This window comes from Altericroceibacterium indicum (genome assembly GCF_009828105.1).
Lineage (GTDB): Bacteria > Pseudomonadota > Alphaproteobacteria > Sphingomonadales > Sphingomonadaceae > Altericroceibacterium > Altericroceibacterium indicum.
The window spans coordinates 237,923-259,477 of sequence record NZ_WTYQ01000004.1; the positions used below are offsets into that span (position 1 = coordinate 237,923).

The window sequence follows — 21,555 nt, forward strand, 5'->3', positions numbered from 1 at the left end:
CCCTCAAGCGGTTTACACTTCCACCGGGGTTAGCACCCTGTCTGCCGTACCGAAAACCCGCAGATAGCGGGCGATTTCATCCGGGTTCCCAGTTGCCTTGGCTGGGTTGTCTGAGAGTTTTACGGCCGGGCGGCCATTGGCCTGTGTAACTTTGCAGACGAGCGAAATCGGTTCCAGCCCAGCTTCACCGTCAGGTTCACAGCCACGGAAATCGTTGGTGAGATTGGTGCCCCAGCCAAAGCTCATCCGCACCCGCCCATGGAAGTGGTGATAGACTTCCTCAATTCTGTCGATGTCCAGCCCGTCAGAGAAGATCAGCAGCTTCTTGGTCGGGTCGCGGCCCTGTTCCTTCCACCAGCGAATGATCTGTTCACCCGCTTCAATGGGCGGCGCGCTATCCGGGCGAAACCCGGTCCAATCGGCCAGCCACTCAGGGGCGTTGCGAAGAAAGGCTGTCGTGCCAAAAGCATCGGGCAGGGCGATCAGCAAATTACCGCCATAATGCTGCCGCCATTTTTCGAGCACACGATAGGGCGCGCCGGCCAGTTCGGCATCACTGGTGGAAAGTGCGGCTTCCACCATAGGCAATTCATGCGCATTGGTGCCGATGGCTTCAAGATCCGCATCCATAGCAAGCAGTACATTGGAGGTGCCGATGAAACGGCTACCCAAGCCTTCTTTCAGCGCTTCCACACACCAGCGTTGCCACAAAAAACCGTGCCGCCGCCGTGTGCCAAAATCGCTGATGACGAGATCAGGAAAGGCGCGGAGCCGTTCGACCTTTTCCCATAGTTTCGCCTTGGCGCGGGCGTAGAGAATATCGAGTGCGAAACGATCCTTATTCTGCAACGCCGCGCGTGAGCGCATTTCATTGATGATCGCGAGTGCGGGAATTTCCCACATGCTTGTGTGTGTCCAAGGGCCATCAAAATGCAATTCATACTGCCCATCCGCTTTGCGCAGATCATATTCGGGCAGGCGAAAATCAGCGAGCCATTCGATGAAGTCTGGCTTGAACATCTGCTGCTTGCCGTAAAAACTGTTCCCGGCAAGCCAGATCAGCTCTTTCTTGGTAAAGCGTAAGCTGCGCGCATGGTCGAGATGCGCGCGCAATTCATCCTCTTCAATCACATCTGCCAAACGCACTGATGTAGAGCGGTTGATCAGCGAGAAGGTGGCGTTAACGCTGGAATGTTCACGCCAGATCATCTGCAGCATCAGCAGCTTGTAGAAATCCGTATCCAACAGGCTCCGCACGATCGGATCGAGCCGGAAATTGTGATTATACGTGCGGGTTGCGATATCTGTGACAGCCATCGGGCGACCCTAGCTGATGATTTTGCAAAAGAAACACACCGCTGTGATCAAAAGCGGAAACTCAGCCAGGTGGAGAAGAAATTGGAGTCCGAATAGCCGGCACGCTCCAGAACGGTGCCGGTGAAGAGGTGTTCATAGCGGCCGCTCAATGTCACGCGCGGGGTGATGGACCATGAAGCCTGCGCCCGGATCATTTCACCGATATATTTGCCTGACACATTCTCAGTGCCCGCAAAATGGCCCGCTGCCGGGCGATAGACGGCATCATTTTCAGCATCGCGCCATGCAAAACGATATTCCGTATCGAGCTTCACACCTTTGGCCGGGCGCAAGGAAAGGCCCGGAGCAATGGAAATGAGATTGGTTGCTGTGAGACCATTCTGATAGCTGTAATAGGCATTGGTGCCATAGGGCGTGGTGGCATTATGCAAGGTGCCATTGGTATCGTTATAACCACCGCCACCTGAAGCATAATCGGCTTTCAAAGTGAGCGCCGGGGCATTGCTACTTTTCCCCAGCCGATAGCTTTGCGAAAGAAATGCCTGCCAGGCTGAAATCTTGCGGCCATTAAAATTGCCGGACTGGTGGTTTACCGTCCAGTCGATCCCTACGCGGCCTGCATTGCCCCAAATCCGCGTGCCGTAGAAATTGCGCCGATCCCGCCCGGTTGTACCGCCCCATGAAAAACCATCAAGTTCGAGCCGCCAGATGAAGGGATCAACATAGATTTCTGATCCACCAAACAGGTCCTTGGGCAAAGCGAAGCCGAGATTGGCACCGCTAAAGCGCGTGCCGTCATCAATCCGGTCGTCCTTGATGCCACCAGTGCCAAGATCGGTAAATTTGAAATCGAACAGATCGGCACGCACCTTGGCACCGCGCAACCATGCCCGCGTTCCGTTCAAGGCGACGCGGACTGTCAGCGTATCACGGGTGTTGAGGAGCTGGCTGGAACCATCAGTAAATTCCTGCCGGCCATAGCGGATGCCCGCTTCCAGCCCGCCAATATCACCGCTCAATTCGGCAAAGGCCTGCTGGACAGCAAGGTCATTTTGCCAGGAAGCGCTTTTGGTGCTGACATTGTGCCCACCCAGATCGCCATGCACCAATTCACCGTAGAAGCGCAGGTTCGGGCCAACATGCAGATCAGCCCCGCCGATCACGCGTAAACGGTCACGCCTTTCGCTTGGCTGTTCAATGAGGTTGGGGTTTTCGTAATATTCGGTTCTGATCCGCACTTCGCCTGAAAGGGTGATGTAAATGTCGCCATTACTATCAAGCGGCAGATATTTCAGGCGATCCAACAGATCATCACGCTTGGCGGGGTCCCGATATTCGCGCCAGTCTTCCCCCCAGCGGCTGGAAGCAAAACCGCCGGTCACTGCGCTTTCACCAATCGCCTTGCGTGGATAATGTTCGTGCGAGGGATATTCGGCCTGTTCAGCAGGGGAAAGTGTAGCTGTGTCGAGCGCAGGGGGCTGGTTTTGGGCTGAAGCCATAGCCGGAAAGGCGAGCGCTATAGCGGCGATGGAATATGCGAGTGGGTGTGACAAGGGAACTCTCCTCTTGGACCGCACGCCTCTCTGGCTGCCTGATGGAGCGTTCCACCGGCGCGAAGAATGCGACCCGTTTTTTTATGTTGTTTTTGTTTGGTTTGTTTGGGGGAGGGGGCATCGTAGCCCCCTCCAGTAGGCTTACTCATTCAGCGGGGGCAAGCACCGCGCCTTCTTCATCCATATGCGGGGCGGTTCCGGCCAGAGCCGCATCAAAGCGGGACTTATCGAACTTACCTTCCCAACGTGACACCACAATTGTGGCGACCGCATTGCCGATGAAGTTGGTGAGGCTGCGGCATTCTGACATGAAGCGGTCAATCCCGAGGATCAGCGCCATACCTGCGACCGGAACCGTCGGCACAATGCTAAGTGTTGCGGCGAGCGTGATGAAGCCTGCGCCAGTCACGCCTGCGGCCCCCTTGGATGATAGCATGGCTACGCCGAGCAGAAGGAACTGTTGCCCGATGGTGAGATCAACGCCCACGGCTTGCGCAATGAACAGGGCAGCCAGCGTCATATAGATATTGGTGCCATCGAGATTGAAGGAATAGCCGGTTGGGACCACAAGGCCGACAATAGACTTAGGGCAGCCAGCACGTTCCATTTTTTCAATCAGGCTTGGCAGAGCGCTTTCCGAAGAGGACGTGCCCAGAACCAGCAGCAATTCAGCGCGCAGATAGCGGATCAGACCAAAGATCGAGAAACCGCAGAAGCGCGCCACTGTACCCAGAACCACGATCACGAAGAGCAGCGATGTGGCGTAGAATGTGCCGACCAGCGTGGCCAGGCCAGCCAGCGTGCCGACGCCATATTTGCCAACCGTAAAGGCAATCGCGCCAAAGGCACCGATCGGAGCTGCTTTCATCACGATCGCAACGACCTTGAAGAAGGCTACCGAAACATCATTCAGCAGATCCAGCACGCGTTGTCCGCGTTCACCGACCATGGCGAGTGCGATGCCAAACAGGATCGCGATGAGCAGGACTTGCAGGATGTTGTTCTGCGTCAGTGCGCCGGTGAACGTATCCGGGATGATGTTGAGGAGGAATGCCACCAATGAGGTGTCATGTGCCTTGGCTGCATAATCGGCCACCGCTGCGCCATCGAGCGTTGCAGGGTCAATATGCATTCCCGCACCGGGCTGCACGACATTGGCAACCACCATCCCGATCAGCAGGGCGAGAGTTGAAAAGAACAGGAAATAGGCAAAGGCCTTGCCTGCCACGCGGCCCACCGCGCCCAGATCGCGCATTCCGGCAACCCCGGTCACAATGGTCAGGAAGATCACCGGCGCGATAATCATTTTGATGAGCTTGATGAAGGCGTCCCCGATGGGTTTCAGTGCTTCACCTGTTGCGGGGAAGAAGTGCCCCACCAGCACACCGGCTATAATCGCGACCAGCACCTGCGCATAAAGATGCCGATACCATGGCTTTTTCTCATGGGAGACATGTGTCGCGGGAACTTCAATCATGTGGCTTACCTTTCGACCTCTCTCTTCCGTCCACGCCCTGAGTGGGCTGGTACGGCCTTATTAGAAGTGTGCAGGATTTTGCTGTGCGGGTTTGTATAGAATCCGTAAAAGAATAAAATAGAATTAAATCAATTATTTGTTGCTACTTCTCAAGTTTGGCACGGTGAAATTTGTGCAATTTATGGAACGGGATTGCGTGAAAAGTGCAAATTGTTGCACACTTAAAGGCAAGTCGGTAGGATATGCTCGATGACGAAACGCCACTTCCTTCGCCGGTTTGGCTGGTTGCCAATCGCCCTTGTGGTGACATTGGCTATCAGCCTGCTGGCAGGCCATCTGGCGGAGCAGCGCGAATTGGACAGCCTTCGGCAAAGCGGGCGTACCGATCTCCAGTTGCGGCAGGACCTCCTCGATAGTGAAATCGCCCGTTATCGGCTCTTACCGCTCGCATTGGCAGATGATCGGGATGTGGGTGCAGCCATGGCCCAGCAACCCGGCGCGATAGATGCGCTTAATCGCAAATTCGAACGCCTTGCCAAGGCCACTGGCGCTGCCGCGATCTATGCTATCCTGCCGGATGGTGAAGCCATCGCGGCAAGCAACTGGCGCGAACCGACCAGCTTTGTTGGCGCATCCTATAGTTTTCGAAATTACTTCATAGATGCTGTGAAAAATGGCGAAGGATCACAATTCACACTTGGTACGATGAGCCAGAAGCCGGGCCTTTATCTGTCAGGCCGTACCCAGTCCGGGGGTGTGATCGTAGTGAAGATCGATTTCCGCGAAATTGAGCGGCAATGGCGTGTAGCAGGTGGCATCACTTATGCTGCTGACGCTCAGGGGGTGATTATTATCACTAGCAGGCCGGAGTGGCGCTTTCGTGCCACTCGGAGCTTGTCCCGCGAAGAACTGGCGCAGTTCAGGTCGCAGATTCAGGACAATAAGCAGCGCGCGGCTCTGCTTCGCTTGCGCAATGCGCCGGGTGGTCTGGTCTCACTCCCCGGCAATAAGGAGCGATTCCTGCAGGTTAGTCTTGAAGATAAGACAATCGGCGGGACGATTAATTTGCTCATACCAGTCAGCAATAAGGTGGAACCGATCGCCAATTATGTGCGGCTGGCGGCTGGGCTCTTGGCGGCTGTGTTTTTCGCCGCATTGTGGGGGTGGAGAGAGCGTGCGCAGCGCCGGGCCGAACGTATGGCCACTGCCGAGGCTCGCAATACGGAATTGGAACAGGCCGTGACGCAAAGGACCGCGGCGCTCGAACATGCGATGGAAGAGCGCGTGGCGAGTGAGAAACGGGCGGCCGAATTGCGCGAAGGCTTGCGGCAGGCGAACCGATTGGCGACGCTGGGCCAGGTCACAGCATCTGTGGCGCATGAAACCGCACAACCGGTCGCAGCGATCCGCAACTATGCCAACAATGGAGAAACATTGTTAGAGCGTGGTGAGGTGGAGCAAGTCCGGGGCAACCTTCAGGCCATCGCACGCCTCACCGAAAGGATTGGCGCAGTCACGTCAGAATTACGAGGTTTTGCGCGTAAAAACCCCGGTGTCCTCAGATCTGTGTCCCTGGCTGAGGTCGTGGATGGCGCTTTGCTGATTATGCGGGAGCAATTGAGCGCAGTCACTTTTACCTCACCCGCAATCAGCCCTGATCTGATGGTCATGGCTGGAAAAGTGCGGCTGGAACAAGTGCTGGTGAATATTCTCCAGAATGCATTGGAAGCGCTCGACGGTGTGCCCAACCCAAAAATCAGCGTGATGCTGGATAAGGCAGATGACCATGTTGCACTGGAAATTCGGGATAATGGCCCCGGTGTCGCGCCTGATATCGCCCGCGATTTGTTCACCCCTTTTGTCACAAGCCGGGCATCGGGGTTGGGGCTAGGATTGGTCATTGCGCATGACATCATGGTCGATTTTGGCGGGAGCTTACGGTTGATCCCCTCCGCGCAAGGCGCTTGCTTCAGGATGGAGCTGAAACGCCCATGAGCGATGTTGAGGCAGGGCGCGTGGCGCTCGTGGATGATGATGAGGACGTGCGGGGGTCATTGCGCCAGTCGCTCGAATTGGCTGGCTATGCGGTGGATGAATTTGGCGATGGCGCTGCGGCGTTGAGCAAGATTGACGCCCATTACCCCGGAGTGGTTGTGTCAGACGTACGTATGCCGGGTATGTCGGGCATTGAATTGTTTCGCAGCCTGAATGCCATGGACGCGCAATTGCCCGTAGTGTTGATCACCGGGCATGGCGATATTGCCATGGCGGTGGATGCGCTGAAAAGCGGCGCATGGGATTTTCTCACCAAACCCTTTGCCCCTGAAACCTTGCTGGCTGCGGCAGCACGGGCGGCGGAAACAAGGCGGCTGGTGCTGGAAAACCGGAGATTAAGAGCGCTGTCCGAGGAGAGCAGCAGTTCCGCCCTCATTGGGCGCTCTCCTCAGATAGACCAGTTGCGGCAGACCATAAAAGTGCTGGCCGATGCTGATATCGATGTGCTGGTGGAAGGAGAAACAGGCACAGGCAAGGAACTGGTCGCCAGGCTGATCCATCGCGGAGGCAAGCGGGCACGCCACCGTTTCACCACTCTTCCCTGTGCCACATTTACTGATCGTCTGGTTGATGAGAGTGTCTTTGGGCAGAACGGTCTCGTGGCTAGTGCGCATCGCGGGACGCTTTATCTCGATGATCTCGATCAGGCACCTGCCATGCTTCAAGCGCGGCTGAGCAGCCTGCTTGAAGAGCGAGCTCTGCCCGCAACGACTGGTGAGCGGACACAGGTTCTCGATTTGCGGGTCATCGGTTCGATTGATGATAGCGAGCGAGCACGGGAGGCGGTCGATGCCGCACTGCTTCACCGGCTGGCGGCTGTTCGCTTACGGATTCCGCCTTTGCGTGAACGATGCGAAGATCTGCCTTTGCTTTTTGCCCACTGTCTTGGCGAAGCGGCGTCTCGTTTGCGCAAAGAGGTTCCCGATGTAAGCGGCGCAATCATCGCACGGCTCGATGGATATGATTGGCCGGGCAATGTCCGCGAACTGGCGCATTTCGCCAATCGTGTGGTGCTGGGCATTGAAAGCGATGGACCTTCCCATAGCGGTAATACGCAAAGCCTGCCCGAACGGATGGAGGATTTCGAACGCAGCGCGATTACGCAGGCGATTCAAGACTCAGCCGGTGATATTGGTGCGGCGATTGAAGCTTTGGGGCTGCCGCGAAAAACATTCTATTATCGAGCCAAACGCTTAGGGATTGATATCAAGCGTGAAAGGCATCTGGCCAAGGATTCATAGCGTCCGAAAGTTAAGGCATGCTTTCAGCATGGCAATTCGACAATCTGATCGGCGAGACGGTTCAGCTCTACCCTGTCATGTGACACGTAGAGAATGGGCAGGTGTAATTCATCGCGGATACGCTCGATGACGGTCATGATCCCCTCACGCCGCGCCGGATCGAGGGAGGAGAGCGGTTCATCCATCAACAGAAAACGCGGGGCAGAAAGAAGCGCACGGCCTATCGCCACACGCTGCGCTTCACCGCCAGACAGCGTGCGTGGGCGCCGTTCCAGCAAATGCGCGATTCCCAGAAATTGGGTCGCTTCTTCCAATGCCATCCAACGCCGATCCACCGGGGCAAGCTTTTGACCAAACAGCAGATTTTCCCTGACATTGCGATGGGGGAACAGGCGAATATCCTGAAAGACATAGCCGCAGGAGCGTGCCTCTGGTGGGAGGTTCAGCTTTGTTTTTGCATCGAACAGCTTGCTTCCAGCTACAGTGATATGGCCGCTTGTCGGGCGGATCAGCCCAGCCATGGCATCAAGAATACTTGTCTTGCCCACACCTGAAGGGCCAAACAGACCGGTGATGCCTGCAGTGCTGCTGAAGGTTGCGTTAATCTGGCGGTTGCCACGGCTGAGCGTGATATCCACATCAAAGAACATGGCTTTTCCCGCCTCCCATTCGCCGGGCGAGCCATTCGGAAATCACCAGTGCGCCGAGCGATAGCGCTACTGAGATACAGGCAAGGCGGAACACTTCGGAATCTGTTCCGGGCACTTGCAGTGAAGAATAGATGGCCAGCGGCAATGTTCTGGTTTCGCCGGGGATATTGGACGCAAAGGTGATCGTGGCACCAAATTCGCCAATCGATCTGGCAAAGCCAAGCATAGCCCCGGCCAGGATACCTGGTGTCACGAGCGGCAAAGTGATGCTGCAAAAGGTTCGCCATGGCCCTGCACCCAATGTGCGCGCGGCATTTTCCAGCCGCTGGTCGACCATTTCAAAGGATAAGCGCATGGCCCGCACCATGAGCGGCAGAGCCATGACCGCAGAGGCTAGTGCAGCACCGGTCCAGTGGAACACGAAGCCAAGCCCGATAGTGCTTTCAAAGAACCTCCCGATCGGCCCTTGTTTCCCAAAAGCGAGCAATAGCATCCAGCCGGTTACGACAGGAGGCAGGACCAGCGGCAAATGCACCAGTGCATCAACAAGGATTTTGCCGGGGAATTGACGACGTGCAAGCAGCCATGCCAGCGCCAGTGCCAGCGGAAGGATGACAGCAATCGCCACCATACTGACTTTGAGTGACAGGCTGACAATCGCCCATTCACCCGGCGAAAGCAGAAACATCAGCCGGTCAGGCCGCAAGCCACGGCAAGGCCGAGGAAGGCGAAGAAGCCCATACAATCTGTGATCATCGTCACAAATACCGAGCTTGCAACAGCCGGGTCCTGCTTCAAGCGGTCGAAAATGACTGGTACGGCAACGCCGGCAAGGCCTGCCGTGATCGTGTTGATGATGGCAGCAGTTGCGATCACTACACCCAGCATCGGGGTGAAGACTACCGCCGTCGCCAGCCCGATAAGAGTACCAACGGTGGCGCCATTGAGCATCGCCACGCGTATTTCACGCCAGAGAATGCGGCGGGTATTGGATTTGGTAAGCTGATTCATCGCCAAAGCGCGAACAGATACTGCCATGGTCTGCGTGCCTGCATTGCCGCCAATGGAAGCGACAATGGGCATGAGCACAGCCAAGGCCACCAGTTTGGCAATTGCGGCATCAAATGCAGAGATGATGAAGCTTGCCATCAAGGCGGTGCCCAGATTGGCGATCAGCCAGCGCACGCGTGAGAAATAGGCATCGCGGATTGGTTCGTTAATGTCACCATCACCGGCACCGGACATCAGCAGGGCGTCTTCCCCTGCCTCTTCCGAAATAATATGGACGATGTCATCAACCGTGAGCTGGCCCAGCAAGCGGCCATTCTCATCGACAACAGCAGCAGAAATAAGCGCGTATTTCTGGAAGCGGAGGGCAACTTCTTCCTGATCCATCATGACCGGGATCAGTGTCTGATCGCGCTGCATTACATCGGTCAGCGGAATATAGCGCGGGCAACGCAGAATCCAGCTCAACTGGCAGGTGCCGATCGGACGGTGCCGGTGATCGACAATGAAGACTTCCCAGAAATCAGTGGGGAGATCATCCTGTTCGCGCATGTAATCAATAAGATCGCCGACGGTCAGATGTTCGGGCACTGCGATCAGCTCGCGCTGCATCAAGCGGCCGGCGGTCTCTTCCGGGTAAGACAGGGCGCTTTCGATGGCTGCGCGATCTTCCGGGTCCAGCTCGTCCAGAATGGCGCGCTGGTCCGTAGGATCGAGATCTTCGATCAATTGGACGGCGTCATCTGTATCGAGCTGTTCGGCGATGCTGGCCACAGCGGCGGCCGGCAAAGCCTCGATCATGTGGTCACGCACATAATCGTTCAGTTCGGAAATCACTTCACCGCTCATCAAATCGGTGATGGCAGTGGCAAGCATTCCGCGCTTGTCGGGTTCGAGCAATTCGAACAAATCGGCGATGTCGGCGGGGTGAAGCGGTTCGACCAGATCGTAGGTCCGACCTTCATCACCTTCTTCCAGCGATTCGCGGACAGCGTCGATGAATTCCGGCTTCAGCCGATTCTCTTCGTCGAGCTGATCGCTTTCTTCGTCCTCAATGGGAGGGAAGGGCGCAAGGTCCTCGTCGAGTTTTGTATCGGCCATGCGGCTTGTCCTATGCGTGTGCGCTGCAAAATCAAGCGTCAGGTGATGCGGCAAAGGGTGACATTATGCAGAGCATCCGTATATCCAGCGTCAGAACGCAAAATGGAGATACCCGCATGGCGGACCAGAAACTTACCTTCACTCTCGATACAGGCAATGGCGAAACGAATGACGTGGTCATTAAGTTGCGCCCGGATCTGGCACCCGGCCATGTCGAACGGATTTCTACCCTTGCGAGCGAAGGCTTTTACGACGGTGTCGTCTTTCACCGTGTGATTCCTGGCTTCATGGCGCAGGGCGGCGATCCGACCGGCACCGGCATGGGCGGTTCTGACAAGCCTGATCTCAAGGCTGAATTCAATTCCGAACCCCATGTGCGTGGCACATGTTCAATGGCGCGCACGCAGGTTCCTGACAGTGCCAACAGCCAGTTCTTCATCTGCTTTGACGATGCGCACTTCCTTGACGGCCAGTACACCGTCTGGGGCCAGGTCGAAAGCGGCATGGAACATATCGATGCGCTCCCCAAGGGCGAACCGCCAGCGAATCCGGGCAAGATCGTCAAGGCGACTGTTTCCTGAAGTAACTGATATTGTTTGATGAAATGGGGCGGATCAGCAATGCTGGTCTGCCCCATTTCTTAAGGGCGGCTTGAAAGAACTAATGGGAACGAAGGAGCAATCGATGATGGCGGCAAAGTGGAAATTTCTGATTGCGTCGATTGTTGCTTACCAGTTCTTCCTGACCTGGTGCCTGTTTGATCTGGTGGATACCGCCGCTTATCTGGCACGCCCTGAATGCGGCGATTGGTGCCGTGATCGTGCATTTGGCTTTATTCTGACCAATCAGGGCGGGTATGATACGGCGATGCGCGTCGTGATCTTCGGCGGTGTGCTGACTTTCACCAATGTTGCTTTTTGGATCGTCGCTTCGATACGCAAAAAGCGCTGACCAAGAACCCTAGAGGCCGGCTTCCATCAGCCAATCGTGAAAAATCCGCACTGGGCGCTGTTCAAGATCAGCGCGGCGACACATGAACCAATAGCTGTATGGGCTCTCAACAGCGATATCATAGAGTTTGGCAAGCCGTTGGTCATTGGCGCGCTTCAAATGGTCATCATGCATCACCGCGATGCCAAGCCCTTGCGCGGCTGCTTCGAGAATGAGCTGTCCTGAATCGTAATGGTCGATCGCATTGGGTTGGAGGTTGGGAAAGCCAATCGCCTTGCGCCAGGCATCAAAGCTCAATGGCACATCGCTATTGATGAGGAAGGTCTGTTGGCTCAGCGCTTCTTCGCTCGGGTTCTCGCCGATCTCATTGGCCAGTTCGCGGCTGCAAATCGCGTGGATACGATTCTGGTCAAGCTGAAAGGCATGAAATTGAGGACCGGGTTTGGTGGTCAGCAAAATCGCCGCGTCCAGCGTTTCGCCGACCCGATCCTTGAGGTTTGACCCGGTATCAATGTCGATATGAAGGCGCGGATATTTGCGGCGCAAGTCTGGCAGCCGGGGAAACAGGCGTTGGGTACCAAACAAGGGCAGCACACCCAGCCGCAGGCGCAAAAGCTGAAGATTTTCTGACTGACCTTCCACCGCAACGGCCAGTGCTTCCAGATGCGGCGCCACCGCATCATAGAAATTGCGTCCTTCATCGGTCAGCTTCATCGCTTGCTGGGAGCGTGAGAAGAGCTTTTTGCCTACAAAATCCTCCAGATTGGTTACCCGCCGAGACAGGGCTGATGGGCTAAGGCCAAGTTCATTGGCAGCAGCACGGGCGGAACCCAGCCGTACAATACGGACAAAGGCTTCCAGAGCTCGAAGGGGAGGGAGGCGGCGCATATTCTTTTTTGTTCACATTTCTGCAATCAAGTCGAGGGTGAATTGCAAAATTCTGTATGATTGCGAATGTGATACAATCGCTTTTTCACAGGAGAGCGGCAGATTCCCGCCCTCCTGAGCATTTTGGCATCCAAAAATAAGAATAAGATTCTAACTCTCTTCTGTTTCCATTTCTCTTTCGGGTTCATGCAGGCGCAGCCTTGTAACGTGGGTTTCATCCCCATCGATCACTTCGATGCGCCACCCGCTGGGATGAGTAAGAATTGTCCCGACTTCAGGTACTTGCTCAGCCAGCACAAAGGCGAGGCCGCCCAGTGTATCGACCGATTGCTCGATTTCAGCGATTCGCGGGTCGCCCAGCGTTTCGGCGACATCGTCCAATTCTGCGCGGGCATCTGCATCCCACATGCCATCACCGATGGACACCAGCAGTTCTACTGGCGTTTCATCATGTTCATCCTCGATCTCACCGACGATTTCTTCGACCAGATCTTCGATGGTGATGATGCCGTCCACCCCGGAATATTCATCCAGCACGACGGCCAGATGAACGTGGCGCATCCGCATATCGGCCAGCACATCGAGCGCGCTGCGTGATTGCGGCACGAATAACGGCTGACGCATTAATGTCGTCCAGTCACGCGGAGCAGGCGTGCCATTGGCGAGGAAGGGAAACACATCCTTGATGTGGATCATGCCGATCACTTCATCGAGCGTATCACGATAGATCGGCAGGCGGGAATGGCCATGTTCCGAAAATGCCGCAACCAGCTCTTCCCAGCTCGCATCGGCGGAAATCGCAATGATTTCGCCACGGGGAATCGCTACATCATCCGCATCATGCTCGCTGAAATGCAGCAAGTTGCGGACCATTGCGACTTCTACGCTGGAAAGGTCGCCATTTATCGACGGATGCGGGCGAGGGCCGCCGTCCCCTTCATGTTCATCAATGGCTTCTTCAAGTTGGGCGCGGAGCGAGGTTTCACCTTCTCCGGCGTCGAACAGTTTGCGAATTATACTCCACAATCCGCTGCTACTGTCTGCGTCTCCCTGAGTGGAGTCGCTGGTTCTGGATTCCTCGGGCATCGCCCTACTGCCTTCTCCCTTAAATGTACCGGTCCCCATATGGGTCTGCAATTCCCATAACCGCAAGCGTCTTTATCTCAAGCGCTTCCATTTCTTCGGCGTCTTTATCCGAAATCTCATGATCATGGCCTGCCAGATGGAGCAGCCCGTGAATAATCAGATGGGTTGCATGATCTTGAACGGAAACGTTTTTCTCTACTGCTTCGCGTTGGCAAGTCTCAAATGCAAGGGCAATGTCACCCAGCATTTCAGGTGGGCCATCACTGGCAAGAGACAACACATCATCGCGCGTCAACATGGGGAAAGACAGGACATTGGTCGGCTTGTCCCGCTCCCGCCATTCGCGATTCAGAATATGCACTTCATCGTCGGAGGTGAACACAAGGCTGGTAGAAAGCCGCTCATTAGCGAGTTCTGGCGCGAATGCTTGCAAGGCTTCGCAAGCCTGCTGAGCCAGTGTTTCCCACTCGCCCTGCGGCCATGGTTCTTCCACGGAAATATCGAGTTCCACAGGCTTCCTTAAATATCATTGGGCTGGATCTCATAATTCATGCGAAATCCAGATTGTATCAATCAGCTATCGGGGCCTTCATAGGCTTCCACAATACGTCCGACAATCGGATGACGAACGACATCAGCCGCTGTGAAGCGGGTGACGCCAATACTCTCCACCCCTTCCAGCCGTGTGACTGCATCGGCCAGGCCGCTCATCCTGTCACCACCGGGGATATCGACCTGACGAGGATCGCCGCACACCACCATCCGGCTGTTCTGGCCAAATCGGGTGAGGAACATTTTCATCTGTTCGCGCGTGGTGTTCTGCGCTTCATCGAGGATGACAAAGGCATCAGCCAGCGTGCGTCCACGCATGAAGGCAATCGGAGCAATTTCGATTTCGCCACTGGCAAGGCGGCGGTCGACCTGTTCGGGTGGCATGCAATCGTAAAGCGCATCGTAAAGCGGGCGCAGATAGGGATCGACCTTTTCCTTCATGTCACCGGGCAAAAAGCCGAGGCGTTCCCCGGCTTCGACCGCAGGGCGTGAGAGGATCAGGCGTTGCACGCTGCCGGTGATGAGCTGGCTGACCGCCTGTGCCACCGCCAGATAGGTTTTGCCCGTCCCGGCTGGCCCAAGTGCAAAGATGATATCTTCACGCTGTAATTGCAGCATATATTCGGCCTGCATCATCGAGCGCGGCACGATGGTTTTGCGGCGGGTACGGATCATGACTGATGGCGGATTGGGTTTGCCGGTAATGATCCCTTCGAGCGTGGGTTCATTGGACATGGCAATCAGCGATTCGATCAGACCTGCATCGACCACTTGCCCGGTGAGCAATTTGTCATGCATGGATTTCAGCACGTCACGCGCTCTGGCCACGTTGTCTTCCGGACCTTCAATGACCACGCGATTGCCTCTTGCGCCGATATAGACGCCAAGGCGATTTTCTATCTGGACAAGGTTGGCATCGAATTCCCCGAACAGGGCACCAAGAACGGCCTGTTCATCGAAATCGACTTCGGCCCTGGCCCGTCGCGCATGATCGTGACGGTCTTCGGGGTGGTTCAACGCGGCCTGTGCCTCGGCGCGGTCGGGTTTACGTGCCATGCGCTCCTTTCGAAAGTTGCAGGCCAAATAAAGTCCACAAGACGGTTCCGGCATTGCAACCAATATCAATAGTGATTCTGAAGATAAGCACACTGTCGAAAGAGGCAAGTACAGGCTTTTAATTGTCCCGGTGAAAACTTGGTAGGGTTAACAAATAGGGCGTGCAATTAGCCTTGTCTGAAGCTCGGTGTGGCGCAGTATAGACTGGTAAAACGGCCAACTCACCAGAGATGATGGAGAAACACGTATGACACAGGATTTCGCAGGCAAGGTTGCTATCGTTACGGGCGGAGCATCGGGCATTGGCGAGGCGGTCAGCCGTGACCTCTCCGGGCGCGGTGCACAAGTTGTTGTGGCTGATTTCAATGAAGAAGGCGTCAGGGCGCTGGTGGATGAACTCTCACAGCGGTCGGGCGTAGAGGCCAGGGCCTTCAAAGTTGACGTCAGCAAGCCTGACGAAGTTGAAGCGATGGTGGGTTTTACTATCAAAGAATTTGGCCAACTTGACCTTGCCGTCAACAATGCCGGAATCGGTGGCAAGAGTGCACCGATGGGCGAGATTGACCCTGATGACTGGCACAAAGTGCTTAACGTCAATTTGCACGGTGTATTCTATGGAATGCGTTACCAGATTCCGGCGATGCTGAAATCAGGCGGTGGTTCGATTGTGAATATGGCGTCTATTCTGGGCGCAGTGGGCTGGCGTGGATCGGCTGCTTATGTCGCATCCAAACATGCTGTAACCGGAATCACGCAAACAGCCGCACTGGAATATTCAAGCAAGGGCATCCGGGTGAATGCCGTGGGGCCGGGCTTTATCAAGACTCCACTGATTGAAACCAGCATGAGCGATGAAGCGCACGCCGGTCTCGTCGGGATGCACCCCATCGGCCGGCTCGGTACGCCAGATGAAGTGGCGGCCATCACCAATTTTCTGCTGAGCGATGCTGCGTCGTTTGTGACAGGCAGCTATTATCCGGTGGATGGTGCTTTCCTCGCCCAATAATGCGGTAAACGCGCATCGGGTGAGAATGTGGCGGCGGCGCGAATGCGGGTTTTCGCGTCGCCGTTAACTTTGCTGTTTCAAGCGCTGACTTTTTCCACCATGCGTCCGCGAACGGAATTCGCGCCAGCTTCCACCATGTCGACTGTCACCATATCGCCCAGTTGGACATCGCCTTCAAACCAGACCGATTGCAGCCAGGGGGATTTGCCCAGCCACTGGTTTTCGAACTTACCCTTGCGTTCCACCAGAACATCACACACGCGGCCTTCAGTCTGCTTGTTGAAAGCATATTGATCGCGGTTCAGCGCGGCTTGCAGACGCTGCAAACGTTCATCCATCACTTCCCGGCTTACCTGGCCATCCATCGTGGCTGCTGGCGTTCCGGGGCGGGGTGAATATTTGAAGCTGTACGCCAGTGAATAGCCTACCGCATCGACCAATTGCAGCGTTTCACGAAATTCTTCTTCCGTTTCGCCGGGAAAGCCGACGATGAAGTCGCCTGACAAGGCAATGTCCGGCCTGACGGCACGAAACTGGTCGAGCAATTTGAGATAGCTGTCTGCCGTGTGGCTGCGATTCATCGCTTTGAGTACGCGGTCTGAACCACTCTGCACGGGCAGATGCAGATAGGGCATCAGCTTTTCGATCTCACCATGGGCGGCGATCAATGCTGGCGACATATCATTGGGATGGCTGGTGGTGTAGCGGATGCGTGCCAGATCTGGCAGATCAGCGAGCGCTTTGATTAGTCCTTCAAGACCAATGGCCTGACCCTTGGCATTCTCACCTGTCCAGGCGTTCACATTCTGCCCTAGCAGTGTGATTTCGCGTGCGCCGCTTTGCACCAACCGCTCCGCTTCTGTGACCAGAGCGCTAAAGGGGCGGGAAATTTCTGCGCCGCGCGTATAGGGCACCACGCAATAGGTACAGAATTTGTCGCAACCTTCCTGAATGGTGAGGAAGGCGCTGGGGCCGACCTTGCGCCGCTGTGGCAAAACATCGAATTTGGTTTCGAGCGGCATATCCGTGTCGGTTGCCCGCTCACCGTGCACAGCCTTGTCGATCATGTCGGGTAAGCGATGGTAGGCTTGCGGCCCGACCACCATGCCTACAGCGGGAGAGCGCTTCATGATCTCTTCGCCCTCGGCCTGCGCCACGCAGCCGGCCACTGCGATCATGGGCTTCTTGCCATTCTTGGTCAGGCGGCCAATGTCGGAATAGACCTTTTCAGCGGCCTTTTCGCGGATGTGGCAGGTGTTGAGCACCACCAGATCCGCATCTTCGCCATCCTTGGCAGGTGCCATGCCCTTATCGGTCAGCAATTCGCCCATCCGTTCGCCATCATAGACGTTCATCTGGCAGCCGAAGCTTTTGACCCGGTAGGTCTTGGGAGGTGCACTTTGTCGCATGACGCGCCTTTAAGGGATTTATGCAGCGATTCCTAGGCCTGCAATACGCGGGCCAATGTCTCGGCAATCGCTTTATGCGCGGCGAGCGTAATAGATTTTCGATCTGTCAGGGCGGCACCCTCCAGCGGAGGCAGGAAATAAATCGTCAGCCGCACGGGTTTTCGGCGGCCGAGAATCATCAGCACGTTATTGGCACCCGGATCTTCCCCCACCCATGCCACTTCCGGTACGTCTTCATAAACCAGTGCAACGGGCTGCACCTTGGTGCTGTCATCGATCGGCTGAACGGCGGCGAGCAGGGCGCTTTTGAATGGCGGAACGCTGGTCCCGTCACTGGTGGTGCCTTCGGGAAAGATCGTCAGCGGGCGTTCCCCCAATGCGGCATGGATGGCACTGGTCTGGTCATTGATAGTGGTGCGGCGATGGCGGGCGATGAAGATCGTTTGATTCTGTTCACACAGCCACTTCAAAAGCTTTTGCCCCGCCAGTCCATCATGCGCGACAAAGGCGCTGCGAGCTGCCCCGGCAAGCGCCAATATATCGAGCCAGCTCACATGGTTGGCGAGTATCAGCGCAGTCTTTTCCGGTTTTCCAACCGTTTTCACCCGGAGGCCTGCAATCCACCCGACGCCAGCCAGAAAGGTTGGCGGCAGCACAAGTGGCTTACCGATCGCTTTGAACAGCAGGTGTAGAGGAATGATAAGGGCGGACCAGCCTAATATGAGAGCAATCCGCAGACCTATCCGCAGCCGGGTAATCATAGGGCTTTGCTGGACAGTCGAAGCTTGCAATTAATCTTCGCGGTCAATGCGCACGCCGTAAAGTTCCATCCTATGATCGACGAGGCGATAGCCCAGCTTTTCAGCAATCTGGCGCTGTAAAGATTCCAGTTCAGGATCGACGAATTCGACCACTTTGCCGGTTTCCACATCAATCAGATGATCGTGATGGGCTTCCGGTGCTGCTTCATAACGGGCGCGACCATCGCCAAAATCATGGCGGTCCAGGATGCCAGCTTCTTCAAATAAGCGAACTGTGCGGTAGACCGTAGCAATCGAGATTTTAGGATCAATGGCCGAGGCACGTTTGTGCAATAGCTCGACATCGGGATGATCGTCGCTTTCCGATAGAACTTTGGCGATAACCCGCCGCTGTTCTGTAATTCTAAGCCCGCGCTCAGCGCAAAGCTGCTCAAGATCGATACCTTGGTGCAAAACTATCCCCGCAAAATCAAAATGCCCAACCACTATGGGAGTGGTCGGGCATTTTTACAATATGCACAATGTGCATAGCCAAGCTCTTGGCTTAGTCAGTTTTTTTACGACGGCCGCGGCGCTGGCCCGGCTGGCGGCCAAGGCCGATCTTCTTGGCAAGCTCACGGCGCTTTTCAGCGTAATTGGGGGCAACCATCGGATAATCGGCAGGAAGATCCCAACGGGCACGATATTCTTCAGGGGTCATGCCGTGGTCGGTCATTAAATGACGCTTGAGCATCTTCATCTTCTTGCCATCTTCCAGGCAGACGAGATGGTCTGGTTTAATGGACGCACGAATAGAAACAGCAGGTTCGGGACGTTCTTCTTTCACTTCTTTCGATCCGAGCCCGGAAAGGGCGCCGAATACGTTCTGAATAAGTGAAGGGACGTCTTCTACAGCAACATTATTGTTGCTGACATGAGCAGCGACAATATCGGAAGTCAGCGTAATCAGCGTTTCCGACATATCTGATTCAAAATTTTCCATTTAAACCTCGGTTAATGCGACGTTGTTTTTTAACAGTTTATTGGAGCCGAAGTAGCTCTGGGTTTTAGGCGATCAAGCCATTGGAACAATTGCGTTGTCTTTACAAGCAAAGTCTGAGAGTAAAAGCAAGCAGTGTAATAATACAGACAAGATCAATCTGCTATTTCTAAAGTGAATGTCAGTGCATCAATAGGATTGGCAGACGTATTTCTATAATAGTTTTTTCGGCGGCCGATCTGCGAGAATCCGTGCTTTCTATACAATTCTTCAGCTGTGTTGTTGTCTCGCATTTCCAGAAATAGCCGAACTACTCCTCTATCTCGACAATCTTTAATAAATTTTGAAAGTAGCTTTCGGCCAATACCTAAACGGCGATGATCAGGGTGAACTGCAAAGAGCAGAAGCTCTTCTTCATCCACAGCGTTTCGACTCATTGCAAAGCCTGCAACGCTATCGCCTTCCTCGGGCTCTGTGCCATTGGGGGTGATGAGCCAGTAATGGGTGTTGGGCATGGCCAGTGAGTCCGACACTTGCCGGCGGTTCCATGCCTCGCCATAGGCCGGGTCAAAAGCGGCCTCCATCACGCTCATGATGTGGTCGACGTGATCCTTCACGCTCTGGCCTTTCCACCCTTGCTTTTTGCCTGTGCAACTTTGGCATCCGGGGCGCGGCCATAAAGCGGCGTTAATTGTTTGCTGAACAATGAATCAGGCAAAAGCTGGGCAGCTCTGGCATCCGGGAGCAAGGGCAGGGCACAGCCGCTTTTTCGCAAGGCCACCAGTGCCTCAGCCTGGGAACCGGCTACGCAATCGGCTTGTGCCGCTGCGGCGGCGTCGTCCGGCTTCAAGGATGCGAGGTCTGATGCAGGAAGGCCGTCCTTGCCAAACTCCTGCACGAACCATTCACCATGGCCGCCCGTTACCGCTACGCTTATCGGTACTTTGCCCATTTCAGATCGTGCCATGGCTGCAATCAGGGCGAGGGTGGGATAACCCAGCACAGGAACTTGCCAGGCAAGGCCCAGCGCTCTGGCCGCAGCAAGGCCGATTCTGACGCCGGTGAAGCTTCCCGGCCCAAGCGATACGAGAATGCAATCAGCCCGCCCTTTGCCGGGCAGTTCGCTGATCATCGGAACCAGTCTTTCAGCATGGCCCCGGCCCAGGATTTCATAACAGCCGCCAAGCATCGCATCATGCTCAAAAAGCGCCGCGGAGCAGGCTTCGCTGGCGCTGTCTATTGCGAGTATCCGCAAGATGAATACCCCGGTTTAAAGAATGACGTTAAACGTATCGAAGTCGGGGCGCGGGCTGCGCTCGTAGACACTTTCTTCATCACCATATCCGATGGTGCAAATGAAGTTGGATTTCCATTTCGGTTGATCGGCAAAGAAATCCTTGTCCAGCGCATCATTGTCAAAGCCCGACATCGGGCCGCAACCAAGGCCCACTGCACGTGCGGCCAAAATCATATAGGCGCCCTGCAAGGTTGAGTTGCGGAAGGCAGAGACCTTGCGGCCTTCTTCATCCCCATCAAACCAGCTTTTGGCATCCGTATGCGGGAAGAGCCATGGCAGATGTTCATGGAAATCAATATCCATTGCCAAAATCGCGCATACGGGAGCGTGACGGATTTTGTCCTTATTTCCATCACTGGCATGGCCCGCGAGCCGTTCTTTTGCCTCTGGTGTTGTGCACCAGACAATCCGCGCTGGAAGCTGATTGGCCGAGGTTGGCCCCATCTTCATCAAATCCCAGATCTGATGAAGCTGTTCCGTAGTGACTGGTTTGTCGAGAAACGCATTATAGGTGCGCGCTTCGCGGAAAAGCTGGTCCAGTGCGGCGTCGTTCAAAGGTGATGGCAAGGGGCTCTCCTGTCAGGCTGCGCGAACTTCGCTCACTTCCGGCACGTAATGTTTCAGCAGGCCTTCAATACCTTGCTTCAATGTTGCTGTCGAACTTGGGCAGCCCGCACAGGCGCCTTGCATGGTCAGATAGACTACGCCTCCACGGAAGCCGCGATATCGGATGTCACCACCATCACCTGCCACGGCCGGGCGGATGCGGGTTTCCAGCAGGTCTTTGATCTGAGAGACAATGTCGGCATCGGCCGGATCATCGCCCATATCTTCATCTTCGTCAGCGGGCACGGAAAATCCCGAAGCGTCACCGCCGGTGAACAAGGGGGCCTGGCTAACGAAATGATCGAGGAGAATCAGCACCACTTGCGGCTTCAGGGATGACCAATCAACGCCCGGTGCGGCGGTGACGGAAACGAAGTCACTCCCAAAGAACACGCCGGTTACTTCGCCCGTTTCAAACAGGGCATTGGCAAGGGGGGACACTTCGGCATCTTCTGGCGAAGCAAAGTCTCGCGTGCCACTGGGCATCACTGCCTGACCGGGCAGGAATTTCAGCGTTGAAGGGTTGGGCGTGGTTTCTGTCTCGATAAACATCAGCCGGATG

23 protein-coding genes are annotated in these 21,555 nt (G+C 55.5%); 5 read left to right on the plus strand and 18 right to left on the minus strand.

The features are described from left to right. Positions 1–12: 12 nt before the first annotated feature. The 3 genes from pncB to GRI39_RS11925 all read right to left on the minus strand — a co-directional run bounded on the left by pncB (position 13) and on the right by GRI39_RS11925 (position 4,347). Positions 13–1,317: a nicotinate phosphoribosyltransferase gene (gene pncB / locus GRI39_RS11915; RefSeq protein ID WP_160739940.1), complete on the minus strand. Its 1,305-nt coding sequence runs from the start codon at positions 1,315–1,317 to the stop codon at positions 13–15. Positions 1,318–1,364: 47 nt separating this feature from the next. Further along, the gene (locus tag GRI39_RS11920) at positions 1,365–2,870 is read right to left on the minus strand and encodes an alginate export family protein (protein ID WP_246205065.1); all 1,506 of its coding nucleotides are present in this window, start codon (positions 2,868–2,870) and stop codon (positions 1,365–1,367) included. A 145-nt stretch (positions 2,871–3,015) separates the two neighbouring features. Then, positions 3,016–4,347: a dicarboxylate/amino acid:cation symporter gene (locus GRI39_RS11925; RefSeq protein ID WP_160739941.1), complete on the minus strand. Its 1,332-nt coding sequence runs from the start codon at positions 4,345–4,347 to the stop codon at positions 3,016–3,018. A gap of 249 nt (positions 4,348–4,596) precedes the next feature. On the opposite strand from GRI39_RS11925, the gene GRI39_RS11930 reads away from it, so the two are divergent. Both GRI39_RS11930 and GRI39_RS11935 read left to right on the plus strand, forming a co-directional pair. Continuing rightward, on the plus strand, positions 4,597–6,342 hold the full coding sequence (locus GRI39_RS11930) for an ATP-binding protein (protein ID WP_160739942.1): 1,746 nt from the start codon (positions 4,597–4,599) through the stop codon (positions 6,340–6,342). After that, a complete protein-coding gene (locus GRI39_RS11935) occupies positions 6,339–7,643 on the plus strand; it encodes a sigma-54-dependent transcriptional regulator (RefSeq protein ID WP_160739943.1) in 1,305 nt (434 codons plus the stop codon). Before GRI39_RS11930 ends, GRI39_RS11935 begins: the two co-directional genes overlap by 4 nt. A gap of 23 nt (positions 7,644–7,666) precedes the next feature. On the opposite strand, the gene GRI39_RS11940 is transcribed toward GRI39_RS11935, so the two are convergent. The 3 genes from GRI39_RS11940 to mgtE are packed head-to-tail and all read right to left on the minus strand — an operon-like array spanning position 7,667 to position 10,402. Next, the gene (locus tag GRI39_RS11940) at positions 7,667–8,293 is read right to left on the minus strand and encodes an ATP-binding cassette domain-containing protein (RefSeq protein ID WP_160739944.1); all 627 of its coding nucleotides are present in this window, start codon (positions 8,291–8,293) and stop codon (positions 7,667–7,669) included. Continuing rightward, positions 8,283–8,981: a molybdate ABC transporter permease subunit gene (gene modB, locus GRI39_RS11945; protein WP_160739945.1), complete on the minus strand. Its 699-nt coding sequence runs from the start codon at positions 8,979–8,981 to the stop codon at positions 8,283–8,285. The genes GRI39_RS11940 and modB overlap by 11 nt, the downstream gene beginning before the upstream one ends. Next, positions 8,981–10,402, minus strand: coding sequence for a magnesium transporter (mgtE, locus tag GRI39_RS11950; protein WP_160739946.1), 1,422 nt, complete (start codon positions 10,400–10,402; stop codon positions 8,981–8,983). The genes modB and mgtE overlap by 1 nt, the downstream gene beginning before the upstream one ends. Before the next feature lie 116 nt (positions 10,403–10,518). Between mgtE and GRI39_RS11955 the strand changes: the two genes are divergently transcribed. Both GRI39_RS11955 and GRI39_RS11960 read left to right on the plus strand, forming a co-directional pair. Continuing rightward, positions 10,519–10,983, plus strand: a complete 465-nt coding sequence (locus tag GRI39_RS11955; protein ID WP_160739947.1) for a peptidylprolyl isomerase — start codon at positions 10,519–10,521, stop codon at positions 10,981–10,983. A 103-nt stretch (positions 10,984–11,086) separates the two neighbouring features. Further along, entirely contained in the window at positions 11,087–11,353 is a 267-nt protein-coding gene (locus GRI39_RS11960; protein ID WP_160739948.1) for a hypothetical protein, read from the plus strand. A 9-nt stretch (positions 11,354–11,362) separates the two neighbouring features. On the opposite strand, the gene GRI39_RS11965 is transcribed toward GRI39_RS11960, so the two are convergent. The 4 genes from GRI39_RS11965 to GRI39_RS11980 form a co-directional block, all read right to left on the minus strand. Then, the gene (locus tag GRI39_RS11965; RefSeq protein WP_160739949.1) at positions 11,363–12,241 is read right to left on the minus strand and encodes a LysR substrate-binding domain-containing protein; all 879 of its coding nucleotides are present in this window, start codon (positions 12,239–12,241) and stop codon (positions 11,363–11,365) included. A 150-nt stretch (positions 12,242–12,391) separates the two neighbouring features. Then, positions 12,392–13,327 (minus strand): hemolysin family protein, encoded by a 936-nt coding sequence (locus GRI39_RS11970; protein WP_160739950.1) that lies wholly within the window; start codon positions 13,325–13,327, stop codon positions 12,392–12,394. A 19-nt stretch (positions 13,328–13,346) separates the two neighbouring features. Further along, positions 13,347–13,838 carry an rRNA maturation RNase YbeY gene (gene ybeY, locus GRI39_RS11975; protein ID WP_160739951.1) on the minus strand — a complete coding sequence of 164 codons (492 nt, stop codon included), beginning with the start codon at positions 13,836–13,838 and terminating at the stop codon, positions 13,347–13,349. A 62-nt stretch (positions 13,839–13,900) separates the two neighbouring features. Further along, on the minus strand, positions 13,901–14,935 hold the full coding sequence (locus GRI39_RS11980) for a PhoH family protein (protein WP_160739952.1): 1,035 nt from the start codon (positions 14,933–14,935) through the stop codon (positions 13,901–13,903). Positions 14,936–15,182: 247 nt separating this feature from the next. On the opposite strand from GRI39_RS11980, the gene GRI39_RS11985 reads away from it, so the two are divergent. Further along, a complete protein-coding gene (locus tag GRI39_RS11985) occupies positions 15,183–15,941 on the plus strand; it encodes an SDR family NAD(P)-dependent oxidoreductase (RefSeq protein WP_160739953.1) in 759 nt (252 codons plus the stop codon). A gap of 77 nt (positions 15,942–16,018) precedes the next feature. On the opposite strand, the gene miaB is transcribed toward GRI39_RS11985, so the two are convergent. From miaB to GRI39_RS12025, 8 genes are all read right to left on the minus strand, one after another. Beyond that, positions 16,019–17,350 (minus strand): tRNA (N6-isopentenyl adenosine(37)-C2)-methylthiotransferase MiaB, encoded by a 1,332-nt coding sequence (gene miaB / locus GRI39_RS11990; RefSeq protein ID WP_160739954.1) that lies wholly within the window; start codon positions 17,348–17,350, stop codon positions 16,019–16,021. A gap of 32 nt (positions 17,351–17,382) precedes the next feature. Then, on the minus strand, positions 17,383–18,111 hold the full coding sequence (locus GRI39_RS11995) for a lysophospholipid acyltransferase family protein (protein WP_160739955.1): 729 nt from the start codon (positions 18,109–18,111) through the stop codon (positions 17,383–17,385). 30 nt (positions 18,112–18,141) lie between these two features. After that, the gene (locus tag GRI39_RS12000) at positions 18,142–18,564 is read right to left on the minus strand and encodes a Fur family transcriptional regulator (protein WP_160739956.1); all 423 of its coding nucleotides are present in this window, start codon (positions 18,562–18,564) and stop codon (positions 18,142–18,144) included. Between the two features lie 91 nt (positions 18,565–18,655). Continuing rightward, positions 18,656–19,093, minus strand: coding sequence for a Ros/MucR family transcriptional regulator (locus tag GRI39_RS12005; protein ID WP_160739957.1), 438 nt, complete (start codon positions 19,091–19,093; stop codon positions 18,656–18,658). Positions 19,094–19,245: 152 nt separating this feature from the next. Then, positions 19,246–19,707 carry a ribosomal protein S18-alanine N-acetyltransferase gene (gene rimI / locus GRI39_RS12010; RefSeq protein WP_343033339.1) on the minus strand — a complete coding sequence of 154 codons (462 nt, stop codon included), beginning with the start codon at positions 19,705–19,707 and terminating at the stop codon, positions 19,246–19,248. Further along, the gene (tsaB, locus tag GRI39_RS12015) at positions 19,704–20,345 is read right to left on the minus strand and encodes a tRNA (adenosine(37)-N6)-threonylcarbamoyltransferase complex dimerization subunit type 1 TsaB (protein ID WP_160739958.1); all 642 of its coding nucleotides are present in this window, start codon (positions 20,343–20,345) and stop codon (positions 19,704–19,706) included. Before tsaB ends, rimI begins: the two co-directional genes overlap by 4 nt. A gap of 15 nt (positions 20,346–20,360) precedes the next feature. Then, a complete protein-coding gene (locus GRI39_RS12020) occupies positions 20,361–20,954 on the minus strand; it encodes a malonic semialdehyde reductase (protein ID WP_160739959.1) in 594 nt (197 codons plus the stop codon). 12 nt (positions 20,955–20,966) lie between these two features. Then, positions 20,967–21,545: a NifU family protein gene (locus tag GRI39_RS12025; protein WP_160740016.1), complete on the minus strand. Its 579-nt coding sequence runs from the start codon at positions 21,543–21,545 to the stop codon at positions 20,967–20,969. Between the last annotated feature and the right edge of the window lie 10 nt (positions 21,546–21,555).

What these genes read in the sequence shown, in the direction of transcription:
- pncB (WP_160739940.1), bottom strand. Translation starts at nt 1,317, where the DNA reads ATGGCTGTCACAGATATCGCAACCCGCACGTATAATCACAATTTCCGG.
- GRI39_RS11925 (WP_160739941.1), bottom strand. Translation starts at nt 4,347, where the DNA reads ATGATTGAAGTTCCCGCGACACATGTCTCCCATGAGAAAAAGCCATGG.
- GRI39_RS11930 (WP_160739942.1), top strand. Translation starts at nt 4,597, where the DNA reads ATGACGAAACGCCACTTCCTTCGCCGGTTTGGCTGGTTGCCAATCGCC.
- GRI39_RS11935 (WP_160739943.1), top strand. Translation starts at nt 6,339, where the DNA reads ATGAGCGATGTTGAGGCAGGGCGCGTGGCGCTCGTGGATGATGATGAG.
- GRI39_RS11940 (WP_160739944.1), bottom strand. Translation starts at nt 8,293, where the DNA reads ATGTTCTTTGATGTGGATATCACGCTCAGCCGTGGCAACCGCCAGATT.
- modB (WP_160739945.1), bottom strand. Translation starts at nt 8,981, where the DNA reads ATGTTTCTGCTTTCGCCGGGTGAATGGGCGATTGTCAGCCTGTCACTC.
- mgtE (WP_160739946.1), bottom strand. Translation starts at nt 10,402, where the DNA reads ATGGCCGATACAAAACTCGACGAGGACCTTGCGCCCTTCCCTCCCATT.
- GRI39_RS11955 (WP_160739947.1), top strand. Translation starts at nt 10,519, where the DNA reads ATGGCGGACCAGAAACTTACCTTCACTCTCGATACAGGCAATGGCGAA.
- GRI39_RS11960 (WP_160739948.1), top strand. Translation starts at nt 11,087, where the DNA reads ATGATGGCGGCAAAGTGGAAATTTCTGATTGCGTCGATTGTTGCTTAC.
- GRI39_RS11965 (WP_160739949.1), bottom strand. Translation starts at nt 12,241, where the DNA reads ATGCGCCGCCTCCCTCCCCTTCGAGCTCTGGAAGCCTTTGTCCGTATT.
- GRI39_RS11970 (WP_160739950.1), bottom strand. Translation starts at nt 13,327, where the DNA reads ATGCCCGAGGAATCCAGAACCAGCGACTCCACTCAGGGAGACGCAGAC.
- GRI39_RS11980 (WP_160739952.1), bottom strand. Translation starts at nt 14,935, where the DNA reads ATGGCACGTAAACCCGACCGCGCCGAGGCACAGGCCGCGTTGAACCAC.
- GRI39_RS11985 (WP_160739953.1), top strand. Translation starts at nt 15,183, where the DNA reads ATGACACAGGATTTCGCAGGCAAGGTTGCTATCGTTACGGGCGGAGCA.
- miaB (WP_160739954.1), bottom strand. Translation starts at nt 17,350, where the DNA reads ATGCGACAAAGTGCACCTCCCAAGACCTACCGGGTCAAAAGCTTCGGC.
- GRI39_RS11995 (WP_160739955.1), bottom strand. Translation starts at nt 18,111, where the DNA reads ATGATTACCCGGCTGCGGATAGGTCTGCGGATTGCTCTCATATTAGGC.
- GRI39_RS12005 (WP_160739957.1), bottom strand. Translation starts at nt 19,093, where the DNA reads ATGGAAAATTTTGAATCAGATATGTCGGAAACGCTGATTACGCTGACT.
- GRI39_RS12025 (WP_160740016.1), bottom strand. Translation starts at nt 21,545, where the DNA reads ATGTTTATCGAGACAGAAACCACGCCCAACCCTTCAACGCTGAAATTC.